The organism is Cytobacillus sp. FSL R5-0569, assembly GCF_038007265.1.
Taxonomy (GTDB): domain Bacteria; phylum Bacillota; class Bacilli; order Bacillales; family Cytobacillaceae; genus Cytobacillus; species Cytobacillus kochii.
This window is the reverse complement of record NZ_JBBOWW010000001.1, coordinates 67221-89490: the sequence shown is the minus strand read 5'-3', so window position 1 is coordinate 89490 and position 22270 is coordinate 67221. Positions and strand designations below refer to the sequence as shown.

Below are 22270 nucleotides of genomic sequence, written 5' to 3'. Positions count from 1 at the left end.
GTTAAATATAAAAATGATGTCAAACCCGCTATTAAACGCTAGTTGCCACTAATTGTAGTTAATTAGACTGCTTTTGAAGCTTGTCTTTCTTTTTCTTCCATTTCCACTACTAACTCAGAAAGGACGTTTACAACATCTTCTCTAGTATTACATTCATTAATAGCTGCACGAGCTTTTGCATTTCCTTTGATTCCTTTTAAATACCAAGCTGCATGTTTACGCATTTCCCGCACAGCAATATGTTCATTTTTCAGTTCAATCAATCGATCCATATGCAATGTACAGACATCCATTTTCTCACGAACGGACGGTTCTCCCATGAGCTCTCCAGTTTCTAGATATTTGACAGTCCGATAGATCATCCACGGGTTCCCTAAAGCTGCGCGTCCAATCATCACCCCATCGACACCTGTTTCATCTAACATTCTTTGGGCATCTTGGGGAGTCTGTACATCTCCATTACCGATTAACGGGATTTGAATGTTTTGTTTTACTTCTCGAATGATGTCCCAGTTAGCTGTACCTTCATACATTTGCACTCTCGTACGACCGTGCAACGAGACCGCTTTACCTCCAGCACGTTCTACTGCTTGGGCGTTTTTCACAGCGTATATATGGTCTTCATCCCAACCCATACGCATTTTGACTGTTACGGGCTTTTCTACCTCCGACACAACCGCTGAAACCATTTCGTAGATTTTATTTGGGTCTAAAAGCCATTTGGCACCCGCATCACATTTGGTGATTTTCGGCACAGGACATCCCATATTAATATCGATAATATCTGCATTAGTATTTTGGTCAACAAATTTCGCTGCCTCAACCAAGGTTTCTTTTTCCCCACCGAAAATTTGTAGACTTAACGGCTTTTCACGCTCATCTATATACAGCATATTCATTGTTCTTTCATTTTTTAAAATAATGCCCTTATCGCTCACCATTTCGGCACATACAAGTCCTGATCCGAATTCTTTTACTGTTAATCGGAATGCAGAGTTACACACACCAGCCATCGGTGCAAGGACCACTCGGTTCTTGATGTTAACATCACCAATTTGAAACATATCCGAGAGACCTCCTTCTATTTATGGATTTCCTGCTCTTCAGGTGGAGCTAAATCCTCCATTGTCACATGTAGTAATGTTGTAATTTTTTCTAGTAATTGTTCCGTAGGCATACGATTACCTCTTTCAATCTCACCAATAATAGAAACTGATATACCTAACTTTTTCGCAAAACCTTCTTGGGTGTATCCTTTGAGCTTTCGAAAAGCGCGAATACGTCTCCCCCATTTTTCCGCTTCCATATCCGAACTCCTTTTTTGTCTGGGATCGCCTCTAATTTCTCATGTAAAGGCTGTTCCTCATCCGGTAAGCAAATGGTTGGTTGAATCTCTAGAAGTGGAATGAGCACGAAAGCTCTCTCATGCATACGTGGGTGTGGAACGATTAACGTCTCTGTCTCAATATTTTCTTGATTATACAGTAAAATGTCAAGGTCTATATTTCTTGGCCCCCAACGAATAACCCTTTTTCTACCAAGATCTTGCTCAACTCTTAATAAAGCTTTTAATAGTTGCGAAGAAGATAATGTCGTACTAACTTGTATAACCATGTTCAAAAATTGAGCTTGGTCTTCAAATCCAACAGGGTCCGTCTCATATATGGAGGAATAATTTACTATTTCTATATCTTTACTCTTTGCTAGCTCACTTATTGCTTCATATAAGTTTACTTCTCGATCTGGCATATTTGAGCCCAAGCCGATAAAAGCTATATTTGTCACTATTTCCTACTCCTTGTCATTTCTATCGCTACAGAATCATAATGACCCGGAATAGGGGGATCCGGCTTCACTACTTTTACAGTTATTTGAGATATTTGTTTAAAGGTGGCTAATGCTTCTGAGGCAATTTTCTCTGTTAATGCCTCTACTAACTTGAATGGTTTGCCCTCTACTATTGTCTTACACAACTCATATAGATCTGCATAATTTATCGTGTGATTTAAATCATCACTTTTCCCCGCTTCACTTAAATCTAACTCAATTGTTAAATCTACATAAAAACGTTGTCCTAGGCGATTCTCTTCAGTAAATACCCCGTGATATCCATAAAACGCCATGCGATTTAAATAGATTTTATCCAAGATTAACATCCTTCCCAATAAGCGCATCCATCATTTTAGCCATACGGCTCATTTCCTTTACATCATGTACACGCATAATCTGACAGCCCTTTTGAATACCATAACAGACTGTCGCCCCTGTCCCTTCCATTCTGTCATCAACAGGTAGGTTAAGCACATTGGCTATCATTCGTTTCTTTGATGTACCTAGCAATACTGGATAACCAAACGCCACAAGCTGATCAAGATGACGCATCATTTCTATGTTATCTTCATGGCTTTTCGCAAATCCTATACCTGGATCTAAGATGATATTGTCATCCTTAACCCCCGCTGCCTTAACAATTGCGATACTTTCATATAAGTCATTCATACAATCTCTAAAGAATGAATCATATTTTTCATTATCTCTATTATGCATTAAGATAATGGGGACATCTTTTTCAGCGGCTAATGATGCCATTTCTTTATCTCTCTTCGCACCCCATATATCATTAATAATGTGCGCACCTGCTTCTAGGGCGTGCTTCGCCACTTCTGCTTTATAAGTATCAATAGAAAGAGGAATTCGAACTTCCTTTACAATCGCTTCTATCGCGGGAACAACTCGTGCAATTTCTTCCTCAACAGAAATCTCTTCATATCCTGGCCTCGTAGATTCGCCACCAATATCGATAATATCTGCTCCAGCCTCCACTAATTCCTTCGCTCTCTTTACCACATTCTCTAATTGGTTGTATTTACCACCATCAGAGAAAGAATCGGGCGTGATATTAAGTATGCCCATAATTAATGTCTTCCTACTATAATCTAAGGTATAAGAACCACAATGTAATACACTGTTTGTCATGCTATTCCTCCTAAAATGAATCTCTACCCCATAAATTCTCTCTTTGTTGTTTGTATACCCCCTGCAACAAGGTTACTATCGGTCCATTTAGACCAGGGAGCTTTCGACCTTCCATTGTTTTAAGCGGAACAATTTCCTGAATAGAGTTGGTAATAAATATCTCATCTGCATCAACGATTTCAGTACGGTGGAACACACCTTCTTCAATCTCCAACCTTAACTTTTTAGCTATCTTTATAATAAATTGCCTCGTAATACCGTTTAAAATACCTGTATCAATCGCTGGTGTGTATAACACATTTCCTTTAGTCCAAAAAACATTAGAAGAAATGCCTTCAGCCAAAAAACCTTCCTTTGTTAAAAAAATTCCCTCTAACGTATTATCTGCACCTAATTCCTGTTTGGCTAAAATATTGTTTAAAAAGTGGTGTGATTTTAAACGTTCAGCCCCTTCTGGTGTATTTCTTCTAATTGAAAGGATTTTTCCGTTTTTTTCAACCGGTAGGGGGGCTTCAGGTAATTCATTGGCAAAAATAATAACGGTAGGTTCTATATAATGGTCAGCCCTTAAACCTACTTCACCTATTCCCGCAGAAACATTTACTCTTATTCTAGCATTTCTTAACTGATTCATTTCTAATAATTCAGCTAAACGAAATTGTAACTCTTCTCGCCCATTAAATGGACTACGAATACATACAGCATCTAACCCTTGTTTCAACCGCGCTAAATGGTCATCCAATAAAAACGGATGTCCATTGTATATACGAAAGGTTTCAAATAAGCCTAAACCATATAAATACCCATGATCAAATGGAGAAATACTCGCTTCTTCTTTTCGCACCAGCTTGCCATTGACACTAATATACAAAGTGTTTGCCCCCTTGTTGAATGAGGTCATGCTGATTAAGGAAGTTTAAGAGCAAACCTTTTCCTGCTGAAGTCATAATGGATTCAGGGTGAAACTGCACTCCTTCTATTGGTAAAAGGCGATGTTTAATACCCATAATTTCACCTTCCTCCGTCCACGAAGAGACTTCGAAGCAATCTGGAAGGGTCTCTCTCTCCACAATTAAAGAATGATAGCGTGTAGCTAAAAACGGCACTTCAATTCCCCTATAGATCGTTTGTTGGTTATGAAAAACGGGTGAAGTTTTCCCATGCATCAATCTATCTGCTCGCACAACCTTGCCTCCAAATACTTGTGCAATTGATTGATGCCCTAAACATACACCGAAGATAGGGAGTTTCCCAGCAAAAGCTTCTATCGCCGCTAAGCTAATACCCGCTTCATCCGGACTACAGGGTCCTGGTGAAATCATTAAGCACGAGGGGGAAAGTGCTTCTATATCAGCGATTGTGATTTCATCATTACGCTTAATTAACACATCTGCACCTAATTCCCCTAAATATTGCACCAAATTAAACGTAAAAGAATCAAAGTTATCAATCATTAATATCACTTTTTCCAATCCCCCTTCTCTTCAGCTAACTCTTTTGCACGCCATAACGCCTTGGCCTTCTTTAACGATTCTTTATATTCTAAATGCGCTTCAGAATCAATAACGATTCCCGCTCCTGCTTGTACATATGCCACTTCCTCTTTGACTAGCATTGTTCGAATCATAATATTCAACTCTAAATCACCATTAAAGCCGATCCAACCAAGCGACCCTGTATAAATACCTCTTCTTACTGGTTCTAACTCATCAATTATTTCCATCGTTCTAATTTTCGGTGCACCTGTGATTGTGCCGCCTGGAAATGAGGCATCGATTAAATCGTACCCATCTCTACCGTTAGCTATTTGCCCCCTTACATTCGACACAATATGCATGACGTGGGAGTATTTTTCAATCACCATAAACTCATTAACTTCAACCGTTCCATATTGGCACACACGTCCTAAGTCATTCCGTTCTAAATCAACAAGCATGACATGCTCAGCCCGTTCCTTTTCATTTTCAATCAATTCATTGGCTAATTTAAGATCCTCTCTTTCATCCTTACCACGTGAACGAGTACCCGCAATCGGCCTTGTACTCACTTCATCGCCTTTTTTCTTTACTAATAATTCTGGCGAACCACTGACAAGCTGGTAATCAGGGGTATTTAAATAACCCATATAAGGAGATGGATTCAGTTCACGTAATTGACTGTACACTTCGATGGGAGGAACGTTCAACTTTTGGCTTCCTCTTACAGAAAGGTTGACTTGGAACACATCACCACTCGCAATATATGATTGTACTTTTTCCACTGCTTGAACAAACGTTTCTTCACTGATGGAAACGTCTTTTAAAGTAGGTTCCTTTTCTCCAGCTAATTGTACCTCTCCTTGTTCCACTTCCTCTGTCCAACGATTCACCCATGCTGTTTCCCTCGAGGTGACATCCTCTTCTGTATCATGGGCAAATATCAACCATAATTCTTCTGTATCATGATCAAAAACGAACCATTCTTCAAATAAGAAGAAGTGCGTATCAGGCATTTCCAAATCATCTTCAGTCATGTCTGGTAGGTTTTCAATATAACGTCCGTAATCATAACTTACAAATCCCAATACACCTCCATGAAAATCTGGTAAACTCTCTAAAGGCTCTTCGATTTCATATTGCTTTAACCACTTTTTCATTTCATGTAATGGGTTGCCATGTGCCACTTGCACCCCTTCACTTGTTTTTATGTATAACTTATTATCTTTCCCCGTAAACTCAACGATTGGACAAAAGCCAGCCATACTATAACGGCCACTTCTACCGCTCTCTAATAAAATATGTATATCATAGTCCTTTGCTATCTTTTTGTATAATGGAAAAAACCATTCCTTCGAATAGCTTAACTTTTTTGTATGTATCATCTTTTTCATTGAATCTCACCTCATACTCATCATACCGAAATGCTTACAAATTACTAGTCATTTTCTCATTGTAATAATTGTTAATCAAAAATGAAGGCTAGTCACCAAGTACGATGGTGCCAGCCTTCATTTTTGAATAAAAAAACAGCAGTGCTCATCACTGCCGTTTTCTTTATCGTTTTAATCAAATTGATAAAGTGGTGTACTTAAGTACCGCTCTCCATTACTTGGAATAATCGCCAATACTTTTTTGCCTTCTCCAAGCTCTTTGGCTACCTTTAAAGCCGCGTGAATAGCTGCACCTGAAGAGATACCACCTAGAATCCCTTCCTCTTTAGCCGCTCGACGGGCTTGAGCAAACGCATCTTCATTGGCAACAGCGATAATTTCATCATATACCTTTGTATCTAATATCTCAGGTACAAATCCTGCGCCAATACCTTGAATCTTATGCGGTCCAGGCTTTCCACCTGTAAGAACAGGAGAATCAGCAGGCTCAACTGCATAAATCTTAATATCCTTGTATTTTTCCTTCAGTACTTGACCAGCACCTGTAATCGTGCCACCTGTACCAATACCAGCAATAAATGCATCTAATTGATCGCCCATTTGCTCAACAATCTCTTTTCCTGTTGTCTCGCGATGTACTTCAGGATTTGATAAGTTTTCGAATTGTTGTGGCATGAAGTATCCATGCTCTTTCGCTAATTCTTGCGCTTTTCTTATTGCTCCACCCATACCATCTGGTCCTGGCGTTAACACTAATTCTGCTCCATATGCACGAAGAAGATTTCTTCTCTCCATACTCATGGTCTCAGGCATCACTAAAATCGTTTGATACCCTTTTGCTGCAGCAACCATAGCCAGACCAATACCGGTATTCCCACTAGTTGGTTCAATAATTGTGTCGCCTTCTTTTAAATCACCACTTTTTTCTGCGGCTTCTATCATTGCATTGGCAATACGATCTTTTACACTGCTTCCAGGATTCATATACTCCAACTTCAAATAAATATCCGCACTTCCATCTTCTACAATACGATTAAGCTTCACTATTGGTGTTTGTCCGATGAGTTCAGTAATTGAATTTGCAATACGTACCATCTTCTCCACTCCTTATTCCGAGTATTATTATTGGTTTTATTTTAATTTATCAATCACACAACCAATTGTCAACGAATATGCAGGCATAAAGCCCTTTAATTATTAGAAAATTTAAAACTTTATACCTGAACAATTCATGTTAGCTTATGCTATATGATACCTATAAATAACAAAAAACTACAATGCACCATCATAAAAAGTATCAATGTTCACTTCATCCTTAAAAGGTTCAGTAGAAACAGGAAGATCCATTTGTTCTAAAGCCATTTGTCTCCGTATTTGGGATTTAACATCCTTAAAGGAATAGGTTTCTCCCTCAACAAACTCTTGTAACAGAACTATAGCATACCCCTCATCGGTCTTTACTGGGTCAGACCATTCTCCAGCTTTTAAATCTTGCGCCGCATTAATGATGGTTTCATAATTTTCGTCATCAACTGTCACATAACCAAGGTCGCCACCCTGGGCAGCTGTTAAAGTATCTGTTGATTTTTCCAATGCCATAGCTGTAAAGCTTGAGCCATTGTCTAATTCTTTCACTGTTTGTTCTGCTTCTTCTTTAGTTGCCAGTACAATTTGTGATAGATGATATGTATCCTTAATTTCATATTGAGCTTGGTTATCTTCGAAGTATTGTTGCAGCTTTTCCTCAGAAATACTGACTTCTTTTGTTAAAAGCTCCTCAAGCATTAAACTATCTTTAATTTGCTTTCTCCATTGTTCTTCATTGATTGATAAAGCAGCGGCAGACGTGCCATACGCTGATTTTAACATTTTGATTTCACGGTCAATTTCTTCTTTATCTATTTCAACATCGTATTTATCTCCAGCAGCCTCGATGACCTTCCCATCAATCATTTCGTCTAACACTTCTTTCCCGTAGCGACCCTCCATTTCATTTAACCAATCTTGCCTTGTAATTTCATCTTTTCCAATCTGTGCCACAACTTCAGATTGACTCGGTTCGCCCTTCCCAAGAAAATAAGCAACGCTCATAAAGTTAATCACAATGAGTATTAATATGATTAACCATAAATGTTGTCTTTTCAAAGCTCCTCCCCCTACTACTTTTCATATATTTCTGTATAAAAAAGGCTTGGGCGCACCTTCTATTCCCTATTGTTCTTAAGAATCAAGATACGCCCAAGCCCTCACATTTATTTTGCTTCTTGTTTAAATGCTTCAAGTTCTTCTTTATTATAGTGATAAGCTTCATTACAGAAATGACATTGTGCCTCTGCACTACCTTCTTTCTCTATCATATCTGCAATTTCCTCTTTTCCTAAACTAATAATCGCATTCCCAAACCGTTCTTTTGAACATGTACAAGTAAAACTAACATCCATCTTTTCTAAGAAATTCACTTGATCTTTACCAAGAACACTTTGTAAGATTTCTTCTGGTGTTAGCCCCTTTTCAATCATTGTTGAAACAGGTTCAATATGTGATAGCCTCTCTTCAATTGCTGCAATTGTTTCTTCATCGGTTCCAGGCATTAACTGGATAATAAAACCACCTGCAGCTAATATACTATTGTCATCATTGACTAATACACCCACACCAACGGATGAAGGTGTTTGTTCAGATGTGACAAAATAGTAAGTAAAATCTTCCCCTAGCTCTCCTGATACAATCGGTACTTGTCCAGAAAAGTTTTCTCTCATTCCAATGTCTTTTACCACTGTCAAAGTACCTTCTGTTCCAACCCCACGACGGACATCAAGTTTGCCTTGTGCATTGGATTCAAAATGCACTTGAGGATGAGTCACATAACCACGCACTTTCCCTTTTGCATTACTATCAACCAGGAGTGGGCCAAGTGGGCCATTACCTTCGATTTTAATAGTGATTTTGTCTTCTCCCTTTACCATCGCCCCCATCATTACACCAGCGGACATTGCTCTCCCGAGTGCTGCTGAAGCAACTGGCCATGTATGATGCCTTCTTTGCGCTTCTCCTACTGTTTCTGTTGAACGAACGGCAAATGCCCTCACTTGTCCTTCATAAGCTAAAGCTTTTACTAAATAATCACTCATTTTAATACTCCTTCCATAACGAATACAGACGTTATTCTACTTTTTTATCGTGTCCATATTCCGTTTATAAATAAGCTGTAAACCTTTTAAAGTTAAAAATGGATCAATAATATCTATAACCTTTGATTCTTTTGCGATCAATGAGGCCAACCCACCTGTACCTATAACAAGCGGTTCCTCTTTTGCTTGTAACTTCATCCTACTTACAATCCCCTCTACTTGGCCAACATAGCCAAAGAGAATGCCTGATTGCATAGCTGAGACGGTATTCTTTCCAATAATCCCATCAGGCCTGACAATCTCTATTCGCGGTAATTTCGCTGCCCTAGAGTAAAGCGCTTCAGTAGAGATACCAATACCAGGTGCAATCGCACCACCCATATACTGTTTATGCTCATTAATATAACAATACGTAGTTGCTGTGCCAAAATCAACAATTACGAGCGGACCGCCATATTCATGAATACCTGCCACCGCATTAACAATTCTGTCGGCTCCCACTTCTTTTGGATTATCATACTTAATATTCAAACCTGTTTTGACCCCTGGACCCACAATTAATGGTTTGATATGAAAGTATTTTTCACACATTCGCTCCAAAGCAAACATAATCGGAGGAACAACGGAGGAAATAATAATACCATCTATATCAGCAAAAGATAATTGCTCATGCTCAAACAACGATTTCACAATCATTGCATATTCGTCCTCTGTCTTATGACGATCAGTCTCTATTCGCCAATGATACTTTAACTCATCTCGTTGATAAACACCCATCATCATATTCGAATTCCCTACATCAAAAACAAAGATCAATCACCCTCACCACACTTACCATAAAATAATTACACTTTAATACTGAGAACATCATATCACACCTCTGTTCAGATTATCCAAATTATAAAACTCCAACCCTATTGCCTCAACGCTGAATGAATGAAGATTCATCATTTCTATTTAATTGGACAACTTACTAAATAATTTCCTTTAGTGCATATCTCTAATCAATAGTAGCTTTCCCCTTACTTCATTAAAAAGAAATAAAATCGGTCAAGTTATGTAGTTCTTGCTCCGTTAATAATTAACCATAGGTGGTTGTATAATTGTATAAACCTGACTTGGTATACCAACATTTGTTCTGCTACCTTTGATGAATTTCCTCTTGTTACACGCGCAAAACCATTTTATTCCACTATCTTTCATAAGTTTCCTCTTATTGCACGAAGAAATTTCCTGTTATACGTTTCAACCCCCACTTATAGACAGAAAAAAAAGCCCCTCAATAGTGAGGCGCTTTTTCTTTTTTGATTAAGATTTACGATCTTCATCAATTGCTGGAGGCTCTTCTTCTTCAGCAGGGGATTGTTTTTCCCTTGTTTCAGTGATTTCACCTTCATTATCTTTACGATCGTCATCTTTTCGAATATTAACCTTAATATTTGAATCTTCTATTGTTTCACTTGTTTTAGAAGCTGGGCGTTCAGGTAGTGTACCATGATCAGATAGATGTTTAATTTGCTCTGCATCTAGCGTTTCCACTTCTAAAAGTGTTTTTGCAATGATATCTAGTTTGTCACGGTTCTCTGTAAGGATTTGCTTACAGCGTTGGTAACATTCTTTAATCATGCTTTGAATTTCTAGATCAATCTCATATGCAATCGCATCTGAGTAATTACGCTCGTTATTGAAATCTCTACCTAAGAATACTTGACCACCTTGTGATTGACCAAATTGTAGAGGTCCGAGTTTGTCACTCATTCCAAATTCAGTTACCATTCGGCGTGCAATACCTGTTGCACGTTGGAAGTCATTATGGGCACCAGTAGAAACCTCACCAAACACGATTTCCTCTGCTACACGTCCTCCAAGTAAACCAACAATTTTATCAAGTAATTCTGGCTTCGTTTGGAAGTAACGATCTTCTCTCGGCAGCATAACAGCATATCCGCCTGCTTGCCCACGAGGTACAATTGTTACTTTATGAACCATATCAGCTTCATCTAAGATTAAGCCGATTACAGTATGACCTGCCTCATGGAAGGCCACAATATTTCTTTCTTTTTCAGATATAACACGACTCTTCTTAGAAGGCCCTGCAATTACACGGTCAGTCGCTTCATCCACATCGGTCATATCCACCTTCTTCTTATTCTGACGAGCGGCAACAAGTGCTGCTTCATTCAATAAGTTTTCAAGGTCTGCACCAGAGAACCCTGGTGTACGTTGAGCAATCGTTTTTAAGTTTACCGACTCATCTAACGGTTTATTTTTTGCATGAACTTTTAATACCGCTTCACGACCTGTTACATCCGGACGATCAACTGTAATTTGACGGTCAAAACGACCTGGACGTAATAACGCAGGGTCAAGGATATCTGGACGGTTTGTTGCAGCAATGATAATAATTCCTTCATTTGCACCGAAGCCATCCATTTCTACAAGCAATTGGTTAAGTGTTTGTTCACGTTCATCATGCCCACCACCGACACCGGCGCCACGCTGACGACCAACCGCATCAATTTCATCAATAAAGATGATACATGGTGCGTTTTTCTTCGCATTCTCGAATAAGTCACGTACACGAGAAGCACCAACACCGACAAACATCTCAACAAAGTCAGAACCACTAATAGAGAAGAAAGGTACGCCTGCTTCTCCCGCAGCTGCTCTCGCTAATAACGTTTTACCAGTACCTGGAGGTCCCACTAATAGAACACCTTTAGGGATTCTCGCACCAAGTTCTGAGAATTTTCGTGGGTCCTTCAAGAATTCAACAACTTCCACTAATTCTTGCTTCTCTTCGTCCGCACCTGCTACATCTTTAAAACGGACCTTCTTCTTGCTTTCATCATACAACTTCGCCTTACTTTTACCGAAGTTCATTACACGGCCACCGCCGCCTTGAGCTTGGTTCAATAAGAAGAAGAATAAAATGAAAATGATGATGAATGGAATCATCGTTGTAAAGAACGTTACCCAGCCATTTGCTTCTTCTGCTGGTAGGATCTCTAATTTGGAATCACTTGCTAACTCTTCCACTCGGTCTATTACAGAGTCACTATTAGCAATATATGTGATAAAATATTTACCTTCTTCATAGCCTTCTAATTGACCACGTACTTCATAAACGCCCCTTACAGGCTGTAAACTAAGGCTTTCAACTTGACCAGACTCTAAATTCTCAACAAATTGGTCATAAGTCATTGCCTCTGTCGGTTCGTTATTGCCATTAAAGAAACTGACAACCCCTATAATGACTAAAAATATTAATAAATAAAAGATGGTGTTACGGAAAATCCGATTCATCCCTTACCTCCTCCCACGGTAAACAAACTACATAGTATCGTATCATACAAAATTGTGCATATACAAGGAATTACACTTGGTCAGACTGGGTTTTGTAAAGTATTTCACACATCGCATTTCACTTAATTATTATTGCTATACACCTCAGGTTTTAAGATACCAATATATGGTAAGTTTCGGTATTTCTCAGCATAATCTAATCCATATCCTACAACAAACTCATCTGGTACATTAAATCCTACGATATCCGCTTTAATTGCTGCTTTTCTACCAGTTGGTTTATCAAGCAGAGTAACAATTTTTATCGATTTCGCTTTACGATAACGGAATAACTCTACTAAATAGCTCAAAGTTAATCCACTATCTATGATATCTTCTATGATGAGGACATCACGTCCCTCAACAGAAGTATCAAGATCTTTCAAAATCTTTACCTCTCCTGAAGAGACCATGGAATTCCCATAACTGGATACATCCATGAAATCCATTTCAAGATGAGTATCAATTCGTTTAATTAGATCGCTCATAAATGGCATTGCGCCTTTTAAGACACCTATAACAAGAGGAAAACGTCCATCATACTCCTCTGTTAATAAGCCGCCCAACTCTCTCACTTTTTGCTGAAGCTCTTCTTCAGTAATTAAGATTTTTTCAATTTCGTTTCGCATCTTATTCCTGTGCCCCCTAGAAGATCATTGCTTTATGTATTTCAGAAAAATATAGCTTGTATCAGGTGAATATTCAGCTGCTTGATCAGACTTTTTTAATCCTGGTAGCCATATAATGTTACCATTTGCATCCGTAACAACAGGCCATAAATCCCGTTTTTGCCGCGGAATTTTCTGATCGATAAAGATATCCTTTAACTTTTTGCTACCATTTATTCCTTTTAACTTCATCCTATCTCCATTTTTCCTTGTACGGATCGTTAATGGTAAGGCGATATCCGCTTTAACCAAAAGATAATCCATTTGTTGATATTCCTGTAATGGGTGACCGACATAATGCATGCTGATCTCGCCTACTTCAGGAATAACATAGTTTCCTGGCTCTTGTATTTGAAATAAATACGGCTGTACGGTTGTTTTTTTACTAGTGGAGAAGAAACAACAATCATATGAACGTACAACTGTTAAACCATTTGGGAAATGTAAGGTTCCAGACGGATGAGGATGAGAAATTAAGGAAAAAACATTTTCAATATGTGTAGCGGATAAAGAAGATGGCCTTTCCTGATATAGATAATTTAATATTAGTTGAATCACTCTTCTTTGTAAAGGTTTTGCGACATCTGTAAATCTGTCAATATAAAGAAGAATTTCACTAGCACTTTTCCTCTCTGTTACACTATTCAATTGTGCTTCTGCTAATTCCTGCATAAATACCTCATCTTCGCTCAAATCCTCACTAAGGCGTTGGAAATGGTTATGCACTTGAGGATTTTCCCTTTTTAAAAAAGGCAAGATATTTTTCCTAAAACGATTTCTGCTATAGATTTCCTTTACATTACTAGGATCTATTCTAGGTTCTAAATGATGAGTCTCTACATAGGAATCAATTTCATTTCGACTTAAGCAAAGGAACGGCCGTATAATTGCCCCTCTACTAAAAGGTCGTATAACTGGCATACCCGCTCTAGCAAGACCACTACTCCCTCTTGTCATTCTCATTAACATTGTTTCAATTTGATCATCACCATGATGACCTAATGCAATGTAATCAAGCGCTTCTCTTTGCATTACTTGCTCAAAGAAACGATAGCGACAGTCCCTTGCAGCAATTTGCGAGCTTTTCCCCGTTTCCTTCATATGTGCAGAAACATCAATTCGTTGCATATGAAAAGGAATGCCTGACTTCTGACAATAGCGTTCTACAAACTTAGCGTCTTCAAAAGATTCTTCGCCCCTAAACATATGATCCACATGGATTACTACTAATTGAAAACACTCTTGTTTACTTATTTGCTGCATAAAGTGAAGTAAGCTTAAGGAGTCAGGCCCTCCTGAGACAGCAATTCCCACACGCTTATTCTCCAATTCAATGCCCTTTTGTGATAAAAATGCTTTTACCTTTGCATAAAACATAACATTCTTCCCTTATGTTAAACTATTACTTCTACTAAAAGGATATCACTTTTTTAATGTTTATTTCCAAAGAAACGATTATTTATGCCTAAACCCTCTCACACCATTTGACTATATAAATAGAAAAAGTAAATACAACCAATAAACAAGATTAAAACGAACGCTCCAGTTTTTCCATTGGGCTTTCCTTTAGTCTTTCGGGATGTTTGCCTAGCTGGTGGGGACACACGAGTTCCTTTTGAACGAGTTTGCTTATATGAACAGGCAAGCAAGGCTTGTCTCATATCTTCAGCAGTTTTAAACCTGCCTTGAAGTGCTGGTATGACAACTCCTTCATAAGTTTTTAAGGTTTTATGTTTCTTTACCTTATCCATTAATTGTTCTAAACCCCTTCCGTCTTTAGAGAAACGGCTTGGATAGGCACAGTGAATAAAAACCATAGCTGTTGAGAATAAATCATAAGTAGGTTCAGCTTTTCTACTACCAAGCCCCCAATATCCTCGGTCGTAAAACTCTGTAAACTCCTTAATGGCTCTACCTTTTAATGTTGTTCCTCCTACATCTATACACCGAATGCGCGGAGCTCTTCCTGTGACAATCAGATTCTCTGGTTTTAAATCTCCAAATACCCATCCCGCTTTGTGCAGCTCCTCTAGATCAGAAAGTAATTGCAGCATGAGCACAGGTATCCACGCCTCTCCTTTCTGTTTAATAAAAGAGTGGAGATCAGGACCATGGATATATTCCATCACATAAAAAGAATACATAGTGGATGAGGAAAATTGCCAATCATCAACATCAAGCAAAGAAGGTCCTAGGGTAGACCCTTGGACCTTCGTAAAGGATTTTAGCACATTCACTTCAGAAGTTACTGTATACCCATTTTCACTTATTTTTAAAGCAACGAGTTGCCCAAGGTATGTGGCGAGATAAACTACACCATTAGCCCCTGCACCTAGTTCTTTTTCGATACAGTATTGCTTTTGATGCCATTTCCCGTTAATAATCGCACCTTTTTGTAGATTAAATTGACTCTTCATAGTACTCATCGTCATTTCTAGAAATTAAATTGCGTAATGATCGTTTCTTCTCAAAATAGGTAATCGCCTCTCTTAAAGCTGGTCCAGTGGGTGTAATACCACCTGTTGAGAGTTTAGCGAACACAGAAGTTAACGATTCGAGCTTAGGTGTCCAATCTAGCAATTTTTCGACATCATTCTTTTTCCCGGGAAATACAAACAGAGAAAATTTATTTTTTCCCGTGCGTGCATTTAAGCTTAAAGATAGATCAAATAAGGCTTCTTTGACTGTAGGTAGCTTATGTTTCATACTTGCACTCGTATCGACAAGAATCAACAATTCCATTTCAACCGTTTCCCCTAGCTCATCCACAACCTCCATTACCTCGCCTCTTTGTTCTGGAGGCAAATCCTCAATCGTTTGTTTATTTCCTAAGATTTGCGTGAGTTCACGATTGACTACTCCTTGTAATGTTTGTGTCATCGCCTGCCTTGTTACCATCTGTACAGTATGTGATAGCTGTCTAGCATATACGACTTGACTTACCCCACCCCCGGAAAGGGCAATACTCTCAATTTCCTGCATTCCCTTCTCATCAATAACGTCATTCTCCATTACACCTATCACATTTACGGAAACTCCCTGCTCTTTTGCTAGAGCCGACATCGCTATAGGGTCTTCTCCAACGTTTGAACACCCGTCTGTAATAAGTAAAATTTGTTTTAGGGTACCTGTTTTCATCTTTTTCCCTCCTAATCTGATAGAAGTTACTTAGTGATTACTAACCATTTTCAACGGATTAGAAAGGAAATATACATAAAAATGACATCTATTGGAGATTCTATTCTATTTAACATTAATTCGCTTGTTTATGGAACGGTATACTCGACCATTTCGGGATATTGTGCTTTACTTTTGCCACCATCACCGTCATATCATCATCAATACGTCCAGCTCTTGATCGAATCACCTCTTCCATAATTAAATCTGCCACTTCTTGTGGGTCGTTCGTTTTTAACTCGGTTATTTTCCTCTTCATCCAAAGATCAAAGTTCTCCACATGTTTCGGCCCTTCAAATACACCATCGCTCATCATAATGAGTAAATCCTCTGCTTTTAATTGCTTACTGACAACATCGACATCAAATTCTTCAATCATGCCTATGGGTAAATTACTTGCCTGCACTTTCATCACTTGGCTCCCTCTTTTAATAAAACTCGGTGTAGAGCCTATTTTCAAAAATTTAGCATCAGCATTTTGTAAATCAATCATCGCCAAATCTAATGTGGAGAAAATTTCATCTGTTGTCCTTAATGACAGAACAGAATTGACCGATTTTATGGCCACTTGCTCTTCTATACCTGATTGCAATATTTTCTGTAGTAATTCTAACGTTTCTTTGCTTTCTATATGTGCTCGTTCTCCATTTCCCATCCCATCACTAATGGCAATTGCATACTTACCGCTACCTAATTCAATTGTTGAATAACTATCTCCTGATATTAAGCCACCGTCCTTAGCCGCATGTGCCACTGCCGTATCAATGACATATGCCTTTGCTGAGCGAAAAGTAACATGGCAATAATCGTTGGCATAACTCGCACATTCCTCAGATTTAACTAAGATTGTTTCTCCTAATATATCTGAAAGCATTGGCGCAATTAATTTCTCACATTCCCCGTGCCCATTACAGTATGGGATCGTCATCTCTATATCAACATCGCCTTGCTCCAAGCTATAAATTTCTACCTGTTCTACCTCTACCCCAAATTCTTGGATGGCCTCTAATATCAGTTCTTCCTGTTTATGATGATTCTCTCGCTCTCTTTGAATTTCTTTAGCAAAATCCCCCATCACTGCAGATACACCTAATAATTGATCTGCCACAAGCTTCCTACTTTCTTGCACTTGTTTTTTCAACCGTTGATTTGCTTTATAAAAAGTAAGCTCCTGTTGAATCACTTCTGTTGTTTTCTTCGATCTTGTACAGTGTTTTTCCCACTCCCTTTCTAGTCGTGAAGAAATTTGTCCATCTTTTTCATCTAAATCATGCATAATATTTTTCATATAATCATATGTTGTATCAAAGTTCCTAGCCCAGCAGTGATCCTTTTTAAAGCAAGTTTGGCATGTCTTCTCTGTGACATTACTTAGGAAATAATCCAATTCTCGATCTGTCTCATCATTTTCCACCACAGGAGCTTGATGTTGCATGGCAAAGCTTTGCGATAACGCTTGAAAAACATTAGAAAACTGAGAAACTCTGTGCGCAGTTACATCCCGCATTTTTCTCATATACTGCTGTTGCTCTGCCGCATATTCTGCAGTCCCAGGGATATGTTTGGCTAGCTTTGACGTAAAACTTTGAGGCGTTAATAGAAATAGAAATATTGCTACTCCAGTTTCGTATAAACCAATTAATAAGTTTGACTGATTGTCACCATACATTCCCATGAGTAGGGTAGCAATAAGCAAACCAAATGCCACACCTATTTTCTTCCCTTCTTTTAATAACCCACCTAACAAACCAGAGAATGCTAATAAACTCATATGGAAAAAGCTTGAAATATTAGCCAAACTAAATATTAGCCCTGTCACGACACCAACCGTTGAGCCTACCGTGGCACCTGCGACAAATGAAAACACAAGCACCAAATAACGAGACATCACATGTTCGACTGATAGGTCATACACTGTCCATCCGATTGTTCCTGTCATTACTGAGGCTAGCATAATAATGAGGCAGACGATTTCCTCTGTTTTTAATGATTGCCTCCTCCGATTAAAAAATAGTAACGGCAGGCTCTGTAGGAATATTAAACATAGGATAAATCCTAAACTAGCCTCTACACCAGCCATCATGAAATCATACATCGCCACATGTCCCGTTATAATATAAGATTGGATAATCGAACTGATTAATAATGTCACAGCCACATATATAGGCATTACTTTTAATTCATTGGTAACCCACTTTTTACTTATCCGAAAAACAAACAGAAAAAAGAAGGATGTTAAAAACGTGGTCACACCATGAGTAAATGATAAAGTCGAAGCTCCTCCAATCAATCCAATTAAAGCAAGCGGTGCTTTATCCTTTCTTACTAAATACATCGCAGCAAAAAAGGGCAGAGTGAATGGTGTTAACTGGGACAATATAAGGGCTCGTCCAAGTAAAAAACCAATAATTAAAAACAAGTACCCCTTCTTAATAAAGAAAGTTTCTAAGCCCGTCTGTATTTTCCCACCTATTTTTGAGAGCTCCATCTTGGGACGACGAAGATCCACTTCCCCTATCGGTTCTGCAATTGTTCGTTCGAGTTTTTCCATCATTCCCACTCCCTATTTGTTTCTTTTTCGCTATTATAAAGGGCTATGTCTTAAAAGTTTGTCAAAATAATGGACAAATACCTCTTTTTCGTTCGACTGATTTCTTTATAAAGTGCAAAAAGAGTACAAAAGCAGCAACAATTAAAGGATTGGAATTGGACCATACGTTCTCCTGTTGTCTAAAAAACTAGACATCACATGCTTCCAAAAAATGACGAAACCTCATCAACTATTCCGACAAAAATTTTCCGGGGGAAATAATATTGACAGACTTGTAGAATCTTTGTATTATATATCTTGTGCTTTTAAAAGAAAGCCACTTCAAATGGCGGTGTAGCTCAGCTGGCTAGAGCGTACGGTTCATACCCGTGAGGTCGGGGGTTCGATCCCCTCCGCCGCTACCATTTTTTATAGTGGCCCGTTGGTCAAGCGGTTAAGACACCGCCCTTTCACGGCGGTAACACGGGTTCGAATCCCGTACGGGTCATCACTTATATTAGCTATAAAACAAACCTGGGCAGCTTCAACTGTTCAGGTTTGTTTTTTACTCATTTTTAATTATAATAACAGCAGACCTAGCATGTATTTCCTTTTTGTTTGATTTCTGGTTTGTTTTTGCCTAATTTAACCAAGATTTTCACTCTGACCTGATTTCTGATTCGTTTCTCGTCTAATCCTATCAAACTTTCCTCTCTGGCCTGATTTTTGACCCGTTTCTAGTCTAATCCTATCAAACTTTTCTCTCTGGCCTAATTTCTGATCCGTTTCTTGCCTAATCCTATCAAATTTCTCTCTCTGGCCTAATTTCTGATCCGTTTCTTGCCTAATCCTATCAAATTTCTCTCTCTGGCCTAATTTCTGATTCGCTTCTCGTCTAATCCTATCAAATTTTTCTCTCTGGCCTGATTTCTGATCTTTTTCTCGCCTAATCCTATCAAACTTTCCTCTACCACCTGATTTCTGACCCGTTTCTCGCCTAATCCTATCAAATTTTTCTCTCTGGCCTAATTTCTGATTCGCTTCTCGCCTAATCCAATCAAATTTTTCTCTCTGGCCTTATTTTTGACCCGTTTCTCGCCTAATCCTTCAATCAATCTTCCGCACCCTATCCGCACATATGCACAATTCTTTTCCAGGCTTATACGCAAAGTCTTTTATAAAACCACACCTAACCGTTATAAGTTACAATCATCGCCATTCGTCACAAAAGATGCGGAAGAATAATAAAAAAGCAATCCCAATAAGGATTGCTTTTGCAGGAATCGTCGTGATTCCCTTGCTCGTATATATTAATTCAGCAGCAAGTTAACCTCGTTTAGCTCCTCTGCCACCACGTTTTGATTCTGTATTTCTCTTAAGAGAAGATAAACGGTCTTCACTGTCTTTCAAAAAGCGAGCCATTTTAGATTCGAATGTCTCCTTTGAAGGACGGTGATTATCGTTTGTTCTACCTTGACGTGGGCGCCCAGAATAGCCTCTAGACTCTCTTCTTTCAGGCCTTTCCGTTCTCTCAGGACGATCAACAGCTTTCTTAATTGATAAACCAATTTTACCGTCTTTCTCCACATTAATAACTTTCACTTCAACAGTATCGCCTACTTTGAGGTGATCATTAATGTCCTTCACATAATTGTCTGCAACTTCACTAATATGCACAAGGCCTGTTGATCCTTCCGGCAGCTCTACAAACGCTCCGAAATTAGTGATGCCTGTAACCTTTCCTTGTAACTTGCTGCCTACTTCGATTGACATAAAAAGATATTTCCTCCTTAAAGATATAAAGTAAACCCAAATGTATTCATACTTATACTATATTATACCGAAAGATAAAAATAGGTGTCAACTTCTCATTGAGCTGACTCATTTTCTTTTTTTTCCTTTTCATCGGTTTCATCCGGCATTTTGAAGATGATTTCACCTTGTTCAGAAAGATAATAATCCCTTCTAGCAAGTTTTTCTAAATACTCTTCATCATGTAACCTAACTATCTCTTCATTCAAGGCCTTTTCCGACTGTTCTAGTTCTTTCAATTGATGAGCAAGTTTTACCTTTTCTTCTTTCTTTTCATCTAGGGCAGCAGATTGGGATACGATAGTCGTAATCATAAATACTGAAACCACAGCAACAAATACAAAAAAGACAGTCAGTCTACGATAGAGAAGCTTCTTTCTCCGTTGAGAACTGATTTTATTGGCTTCCTGTTGTTCGATATAGCTTGAATGGATCTTGGCTACATTTTTATTCTTGTTGTTACTCATACAACTATCTCTCCCTTCTAAGTTAATCTTTCTTCTTCCACTTTTCCGCCAGTTTTTTAACATATTCTTTCCCTTTTTGGAAATATCCTTTTAATTTATCATAGAACTTATCGACTGATTTTTTAAAAGGGGCTGGTAATATACGAATAAGAAGTCGAAATATCCATCTTACTGGTGATAATAGTACTTTTAAGATGAACATTAGCACATTACTTGTCCATTTTATCAGTAGTAGAAGAAGTTTGCCCACTAATACCAATAGCCCTATTAACGTAGTGAAAAAAAACTGAACGGGTCGAATAATTAATAGGCGAATGACCTTCACAATAAAATAATAAATAGAAATAATCGTAGTAATAACTATCTCTAATAACTTTAGGTAAATATTTTTCATTAACGCTTGATAGGCTGCAAAACCGCAAAGTAAAGCTAAAAAGATGTAGAATCTTAACTCTCCTTCATTGACAAGGAACAAAATATAAAATATAGCTAGTCCTTGTAATAGCCAAAAAAGGATGTCATTTATAAAGACAACCCAACTCTTTCTTACTGGCCGTTTGAGAAAGCGCTGATACGTATCTAAGCTTGCTCCAAAAAGGGAACCCATCCCTATCATGGAGAGCATCGTCAAAAATTGGACCGATAACGTCATCGGAATAACTTGCTAAAGAGCCCTTTAGCTTTTTCTCCATGTTGATCATCTAAATAAACAAGGTCGAAAATTTTCCCTTTTATGGAGACAATTCCTTTGTCCACATCTAAATTCTTCATTTGTAGATTTTGCCCTTTGATAGCTAAAAAACCCATGACAGTTTCTAATAAAAACTCTTCATTATCAAAGCTTTCTACCTGCTTCACTCCCGTAATATCTAGCAGTCTTCTGCCACGCATGATCACATCATGATCAGGAGCAGTTTGTTTACTCGAGTTCTCATGGTATTGGCTCATCTCTATCCCTCACAATCCATAGTACAATCCTTTAATACATATGTATGAAGATTGCTCAGGGATTAGAACAAGCGCTATTTATTTATTCTTGATTCATTCTTTCTTCACTTACTATTGTGTACATTTCTGCTGCATCATCTTTTCTTGTTGTTTCCTGTATTTTATCTATTCGCACCTTTGTCACTTTCTGCCCAAATCGAATCGATAATTCATCACCAACTTTTACATTGGTACTTGCCTTGGCTTCTACTCCATTAATAGCAATACGCCCTTGGTCAGAGACTTCCTTTGCCAATGTACGTCTTTTTATTAATCGAGATACTTTTAGAAATTTATCTAAGCGCATA

The 22270-nt window shown here is 38.3% G+C and carries 23 protein-coding genes and 2 tRNA genes; 2 read left to right on the top strand and 23 right to left on the bottom strand.

The features are described 5' to 3' along the window. Positions 1 to 62 precede the first annotated feature (62 nt). The 18 genes from dusB to spoIIE form a co-directional block, all read right to left on the bottom strand. A complete protein-coding gene (dusB, locus tag MKX78_RS00445; RefSeq protein ID WP_341049326.1) occupies positions 63 to 1064 on the bottom strand; it encodes a tRNA dihydrouridine synthase DusB in 1002 nt (333 codons plus the stop codon). Between the two features lie 17 nt (positions 1065 to 1081). After that, positions 1082 to 1306, bottom strand: a complete 225-nt coding sequence (locus tag MKX78_RS00440) for a helix-turn-helix domain-containing protein (protein ID WP_095371256.1) — start codon at positions 1304 to 1306, stop codon at positions 1082 to 1084. Continuing rightward, positions 1222 to 1785 carry a 2-amino-4-hydroxy-6-hydroxymethyldihydropteridine diphosphokinase gene (gene folK, locus MKX78_RS00435; protein ID WP_095371257.1) on the bottom strand — a complete coding sequence of 188 codons (564 nt, stop codon included), beginning with the start codon at positions 1783 to 1785 and terminating at the stop codon, positions 1222 to 1224. Before folK ends, MKX78_RS00440 begins: the two co-directional genes overlap by 85 nt. Beyond that, positions 1785 to 2147 (bottom strand): dihydroneopterin aldolase, encoded by a 363-nt coding sequence (folB, locus tag MKX78_RS00430; RefSeq protein WP_095371258.1) that lies wholly within the window; start codon positions 2145 to 2147, stop codon positions 1785 to 1787. The genes folK and folB overlap by 1 nt, the downstream gene beginning before the upstream one ends. Continuing rightward, on the bottom strand, positions 2140 to 2976 hold the full coding sequence (gene folP / locus MKX78_RS00425; protein WP_341049324.1) for a dihydropteroate synthase: 837 nt from the start codon (positions 2974 to 2976) through the stop codon (positions 2140 to 2142). Before folP ends, folB begins: the two co-directional genes overlap by 8 nt. Positions 2977 to 2986: 10 nt before the next feature. After that, positions 2987 to 3847: an aminodeoxychorismate lyase gene (gene pabC, locus MKX78_RS00420; RefSeq protein ID WP_341049322.1), complete on the bottom strand. Its 861-nt coding sequence runs from the start codon at positions 3845 to 3847 to the stop codon at positions 2987 to 2989. After that, entirely contained in the window at positions 3837 to 4439 is a 603-nt protein-coding gene (pabA, locus tag MKX78_RS00415) for an aminodeoxychorismate/anthranilate synthase component II (RefSeq protein ID WP_307319474.1), read from the bottom strand. Before pabA ends, pabC begins: the two co-directional genes overlap by 11 nt. Then, a complete protein-coding gene (locus tag MKX78_RS00410; protein ID WP_341049319.1) occupies positions 4436 to 5845 on the bottom strand; it encodes an anthranilate synthase component I family protein in 1410 nt (469 codons plus the stop codon). The genes pabA and MKX78_RS00410 overlap by 4 nt, the downstream gene beginning before the upstream one ends. Before the next feature lie 171 nt (positions 5846 to 6016). Next, positions 6017 to 6940: a cysteine synthase A gene (gene cysK / locus MKX78_RS00405; protein ID WP_341049316.1), complete on the bottom strand. Its 924-nt coding sequence runs from the start codon at positions 6938 to 6940 to the stop codon at positions 6017 to 6019. A 177-nt stretch (positions 6941 to 7117) separates the two neighbouring features. Further along, positions 7118 to 7990, bottom strand: a complete 873-nt coding sequence (locus MKX78_RS00400) for a peptidyl-prolyl cis-trans isomerase (protein ID WP_095371264.1) — start codon at positions 7988 to 7990, stop codon at positions 7118 to 7120. Positions 7991 to 8097: 107 nt separating this feature from the next. Continuing rightward, positions 8098 to 8976 (bottom strand): Hsp33 family molecular chaperone HslO, encoded by an 879-nt coding sequence (hslO, locus tag MKX78_RS00395; protein WP_341049312.1) that lies wholly within the window; start codon positions 8974 to 8976, stop codon positions 8098 to 8100. Positions 8977 to 9012: 36 nt separating this feature from the next. After that, on the bottom strand, positions 9013 to 9792 hold the full coding sequence (locus tag MKX78_RS00390; RefSeq protein WP_322910613.1) for a type III pantothenate kinase: 780 nt from the start codon (positions 9790 to 9792) through the stop codon (positions 9013 to 9015). Positions 9793 to 10284: 492 nt separating this feature from the next. After that, entirely contained in the window at positions 10285 to 12282 is a 1998-nt protein-coding gene (ftsH, locus tag MKX78_RS00385) for an ATP-dependent zinc metalloprotease FtsH (protein ID WP_095371267.1), read from the bottom strand. Between the two features lie 122 nt (positions 12283 to 12404). Continuing rightward, entirely contained in the window at positions 12405 to 12950 is a 546-nt protein-coding gene (hpt, locus tag MKX78_RS00380) for a hypoxanthine phosphoribosyltransferase (RefSeq protein WP_095371268.1), read from the bottom strand. A gap of 24 nt (positions 12951 to 12974) precedes the next feature. Then, a complete protein-coding gene (gene tilS / locus MKX78_RS00375) occupies positions 12975 to 14366 on the bottom strand; it encodes a tRNA lysidine(34) synthetase TilS (RefSeq protein WP_341049310.1) in 1392 nt (463 codons plus the stop codon). Between the two features lie 98 nt (positions 14367 to 14464). Continuing rightward, entirely contained in the window at positions 14465 to 15406 is a 942-nt protein-coding gene (locus tag MKX78_RS00370) for a serine/threonine protein kinase (protein WP_445662656.1), read from the bottom strand. Next, a complete protein-coding gene (locus MKX78_RS00365; protein ID WP_341049307.1) occupies positions 15390 to 16127 on the bottom strand; it encodes a VWA domain-containing protein in 738 nt (245 codons plus the stop codon). The genes MKX78_RS00370 and MKX78_RS00365 overlap by 17 nt, the downstream gene beginning before the upstream one ends. Before the next feature lie 115 nt (positions 16128 to 16242). Continuing rightward, a complete protein-coding gene (gene spoIIE, locus MKX78_RS00360; protein ID WP_095371272.1) occupies positions 16243 to 18717 on the bottom strand; it encodes a stage II sporulation protein E in 2475 nt (824 codons plus the stop codon). A gap of 327 nt (positions 18718 to 19044) precedes the next feature. On the opposite strand from spoIIE, the gene MKX78_RS00355 reads away from it, so the two are divergent. Together MKX78_RS00355 and MKX78_RS00350 are read left to right on the top strand one after the other, a co-directional pair. Beyond that, positions 19045 to 19121: transfer RNA gene (locus MKX78_RS00355), tRNA-Met, on the top strand. 11 nt (positions 19122 to 19132) lie between these two features. After that, positions 19133 to 19204: transfer RNA gene (locus MKX78_RS00350), tRNA-Glu, on the top strand. A gap of 818 nt (positions 19205 to 20022) precedes the next feature. Here MKX78_RS00350 and MKX78_RS00345 read toward each other — a convergent pair. From MKX78_RS00345 to MKX78_RS00325, 5 genes are all read right to left on the bottom strand, one after another. After that, a complete protein-coding gene (locus MKX78_RS00345; protein WP_095371273.1) occupies positions 20023 to 20469 on the bottom strand; it encodes a S1 domain-containing RNA-binding protein in 447 nt (148 codons plus the stop codon). A 95-nt stretch (positions 20470 to 20564) separates the two neighbouring features. After that, entirely contained in the window at positions 20565 to 20975 is a 411-nt protein-coding gene (locus MKX78_RS00340) for an FtsB family cell division protein (RefSeq protein ID WP_341049304.1), read from the bottom strand. Positions 20976 to 20997: 22 nt separating this feature from the next. After that, complete coding sequence (gene yabQ / locus MKX78_RS00335; RefSeq protein WP_341049302.1) at positions 20998 to 21627, bottom strand: spore cortex biosynthesis protein YabQ; 630 nt, start codon at positions 21625 to 21627, stop codon at positions 20998 to 21000. After that, complete coding sequence (gene yabP / locus MKX78_RS00330) at positions 21624 to 21923, bottom strand: sporulation protein YabP (RefSeq protein WP_095371276.1); 300 nt, start codon at positions 21921 to 21923, stop codon at positions 21624 to 21626. The genes yabQ and yabP overlap by 4 nt, the downstream gene beginning before the upstream one ends. An 82-nt stretch (positions 21924 to 22005) precedes the next feature. Next, positions 22006 to 22269, bottom strand: a complete 264-nt coding sequence (locus MKX78_RS00325) for an RNA-binding S4 domain-containing protein (protein WP_095373565.1) — start codon at positions 22267 to 22269, stop codon at positions 22006 to 22008. Position 22270: the final 1 nt, after the last annotated feature.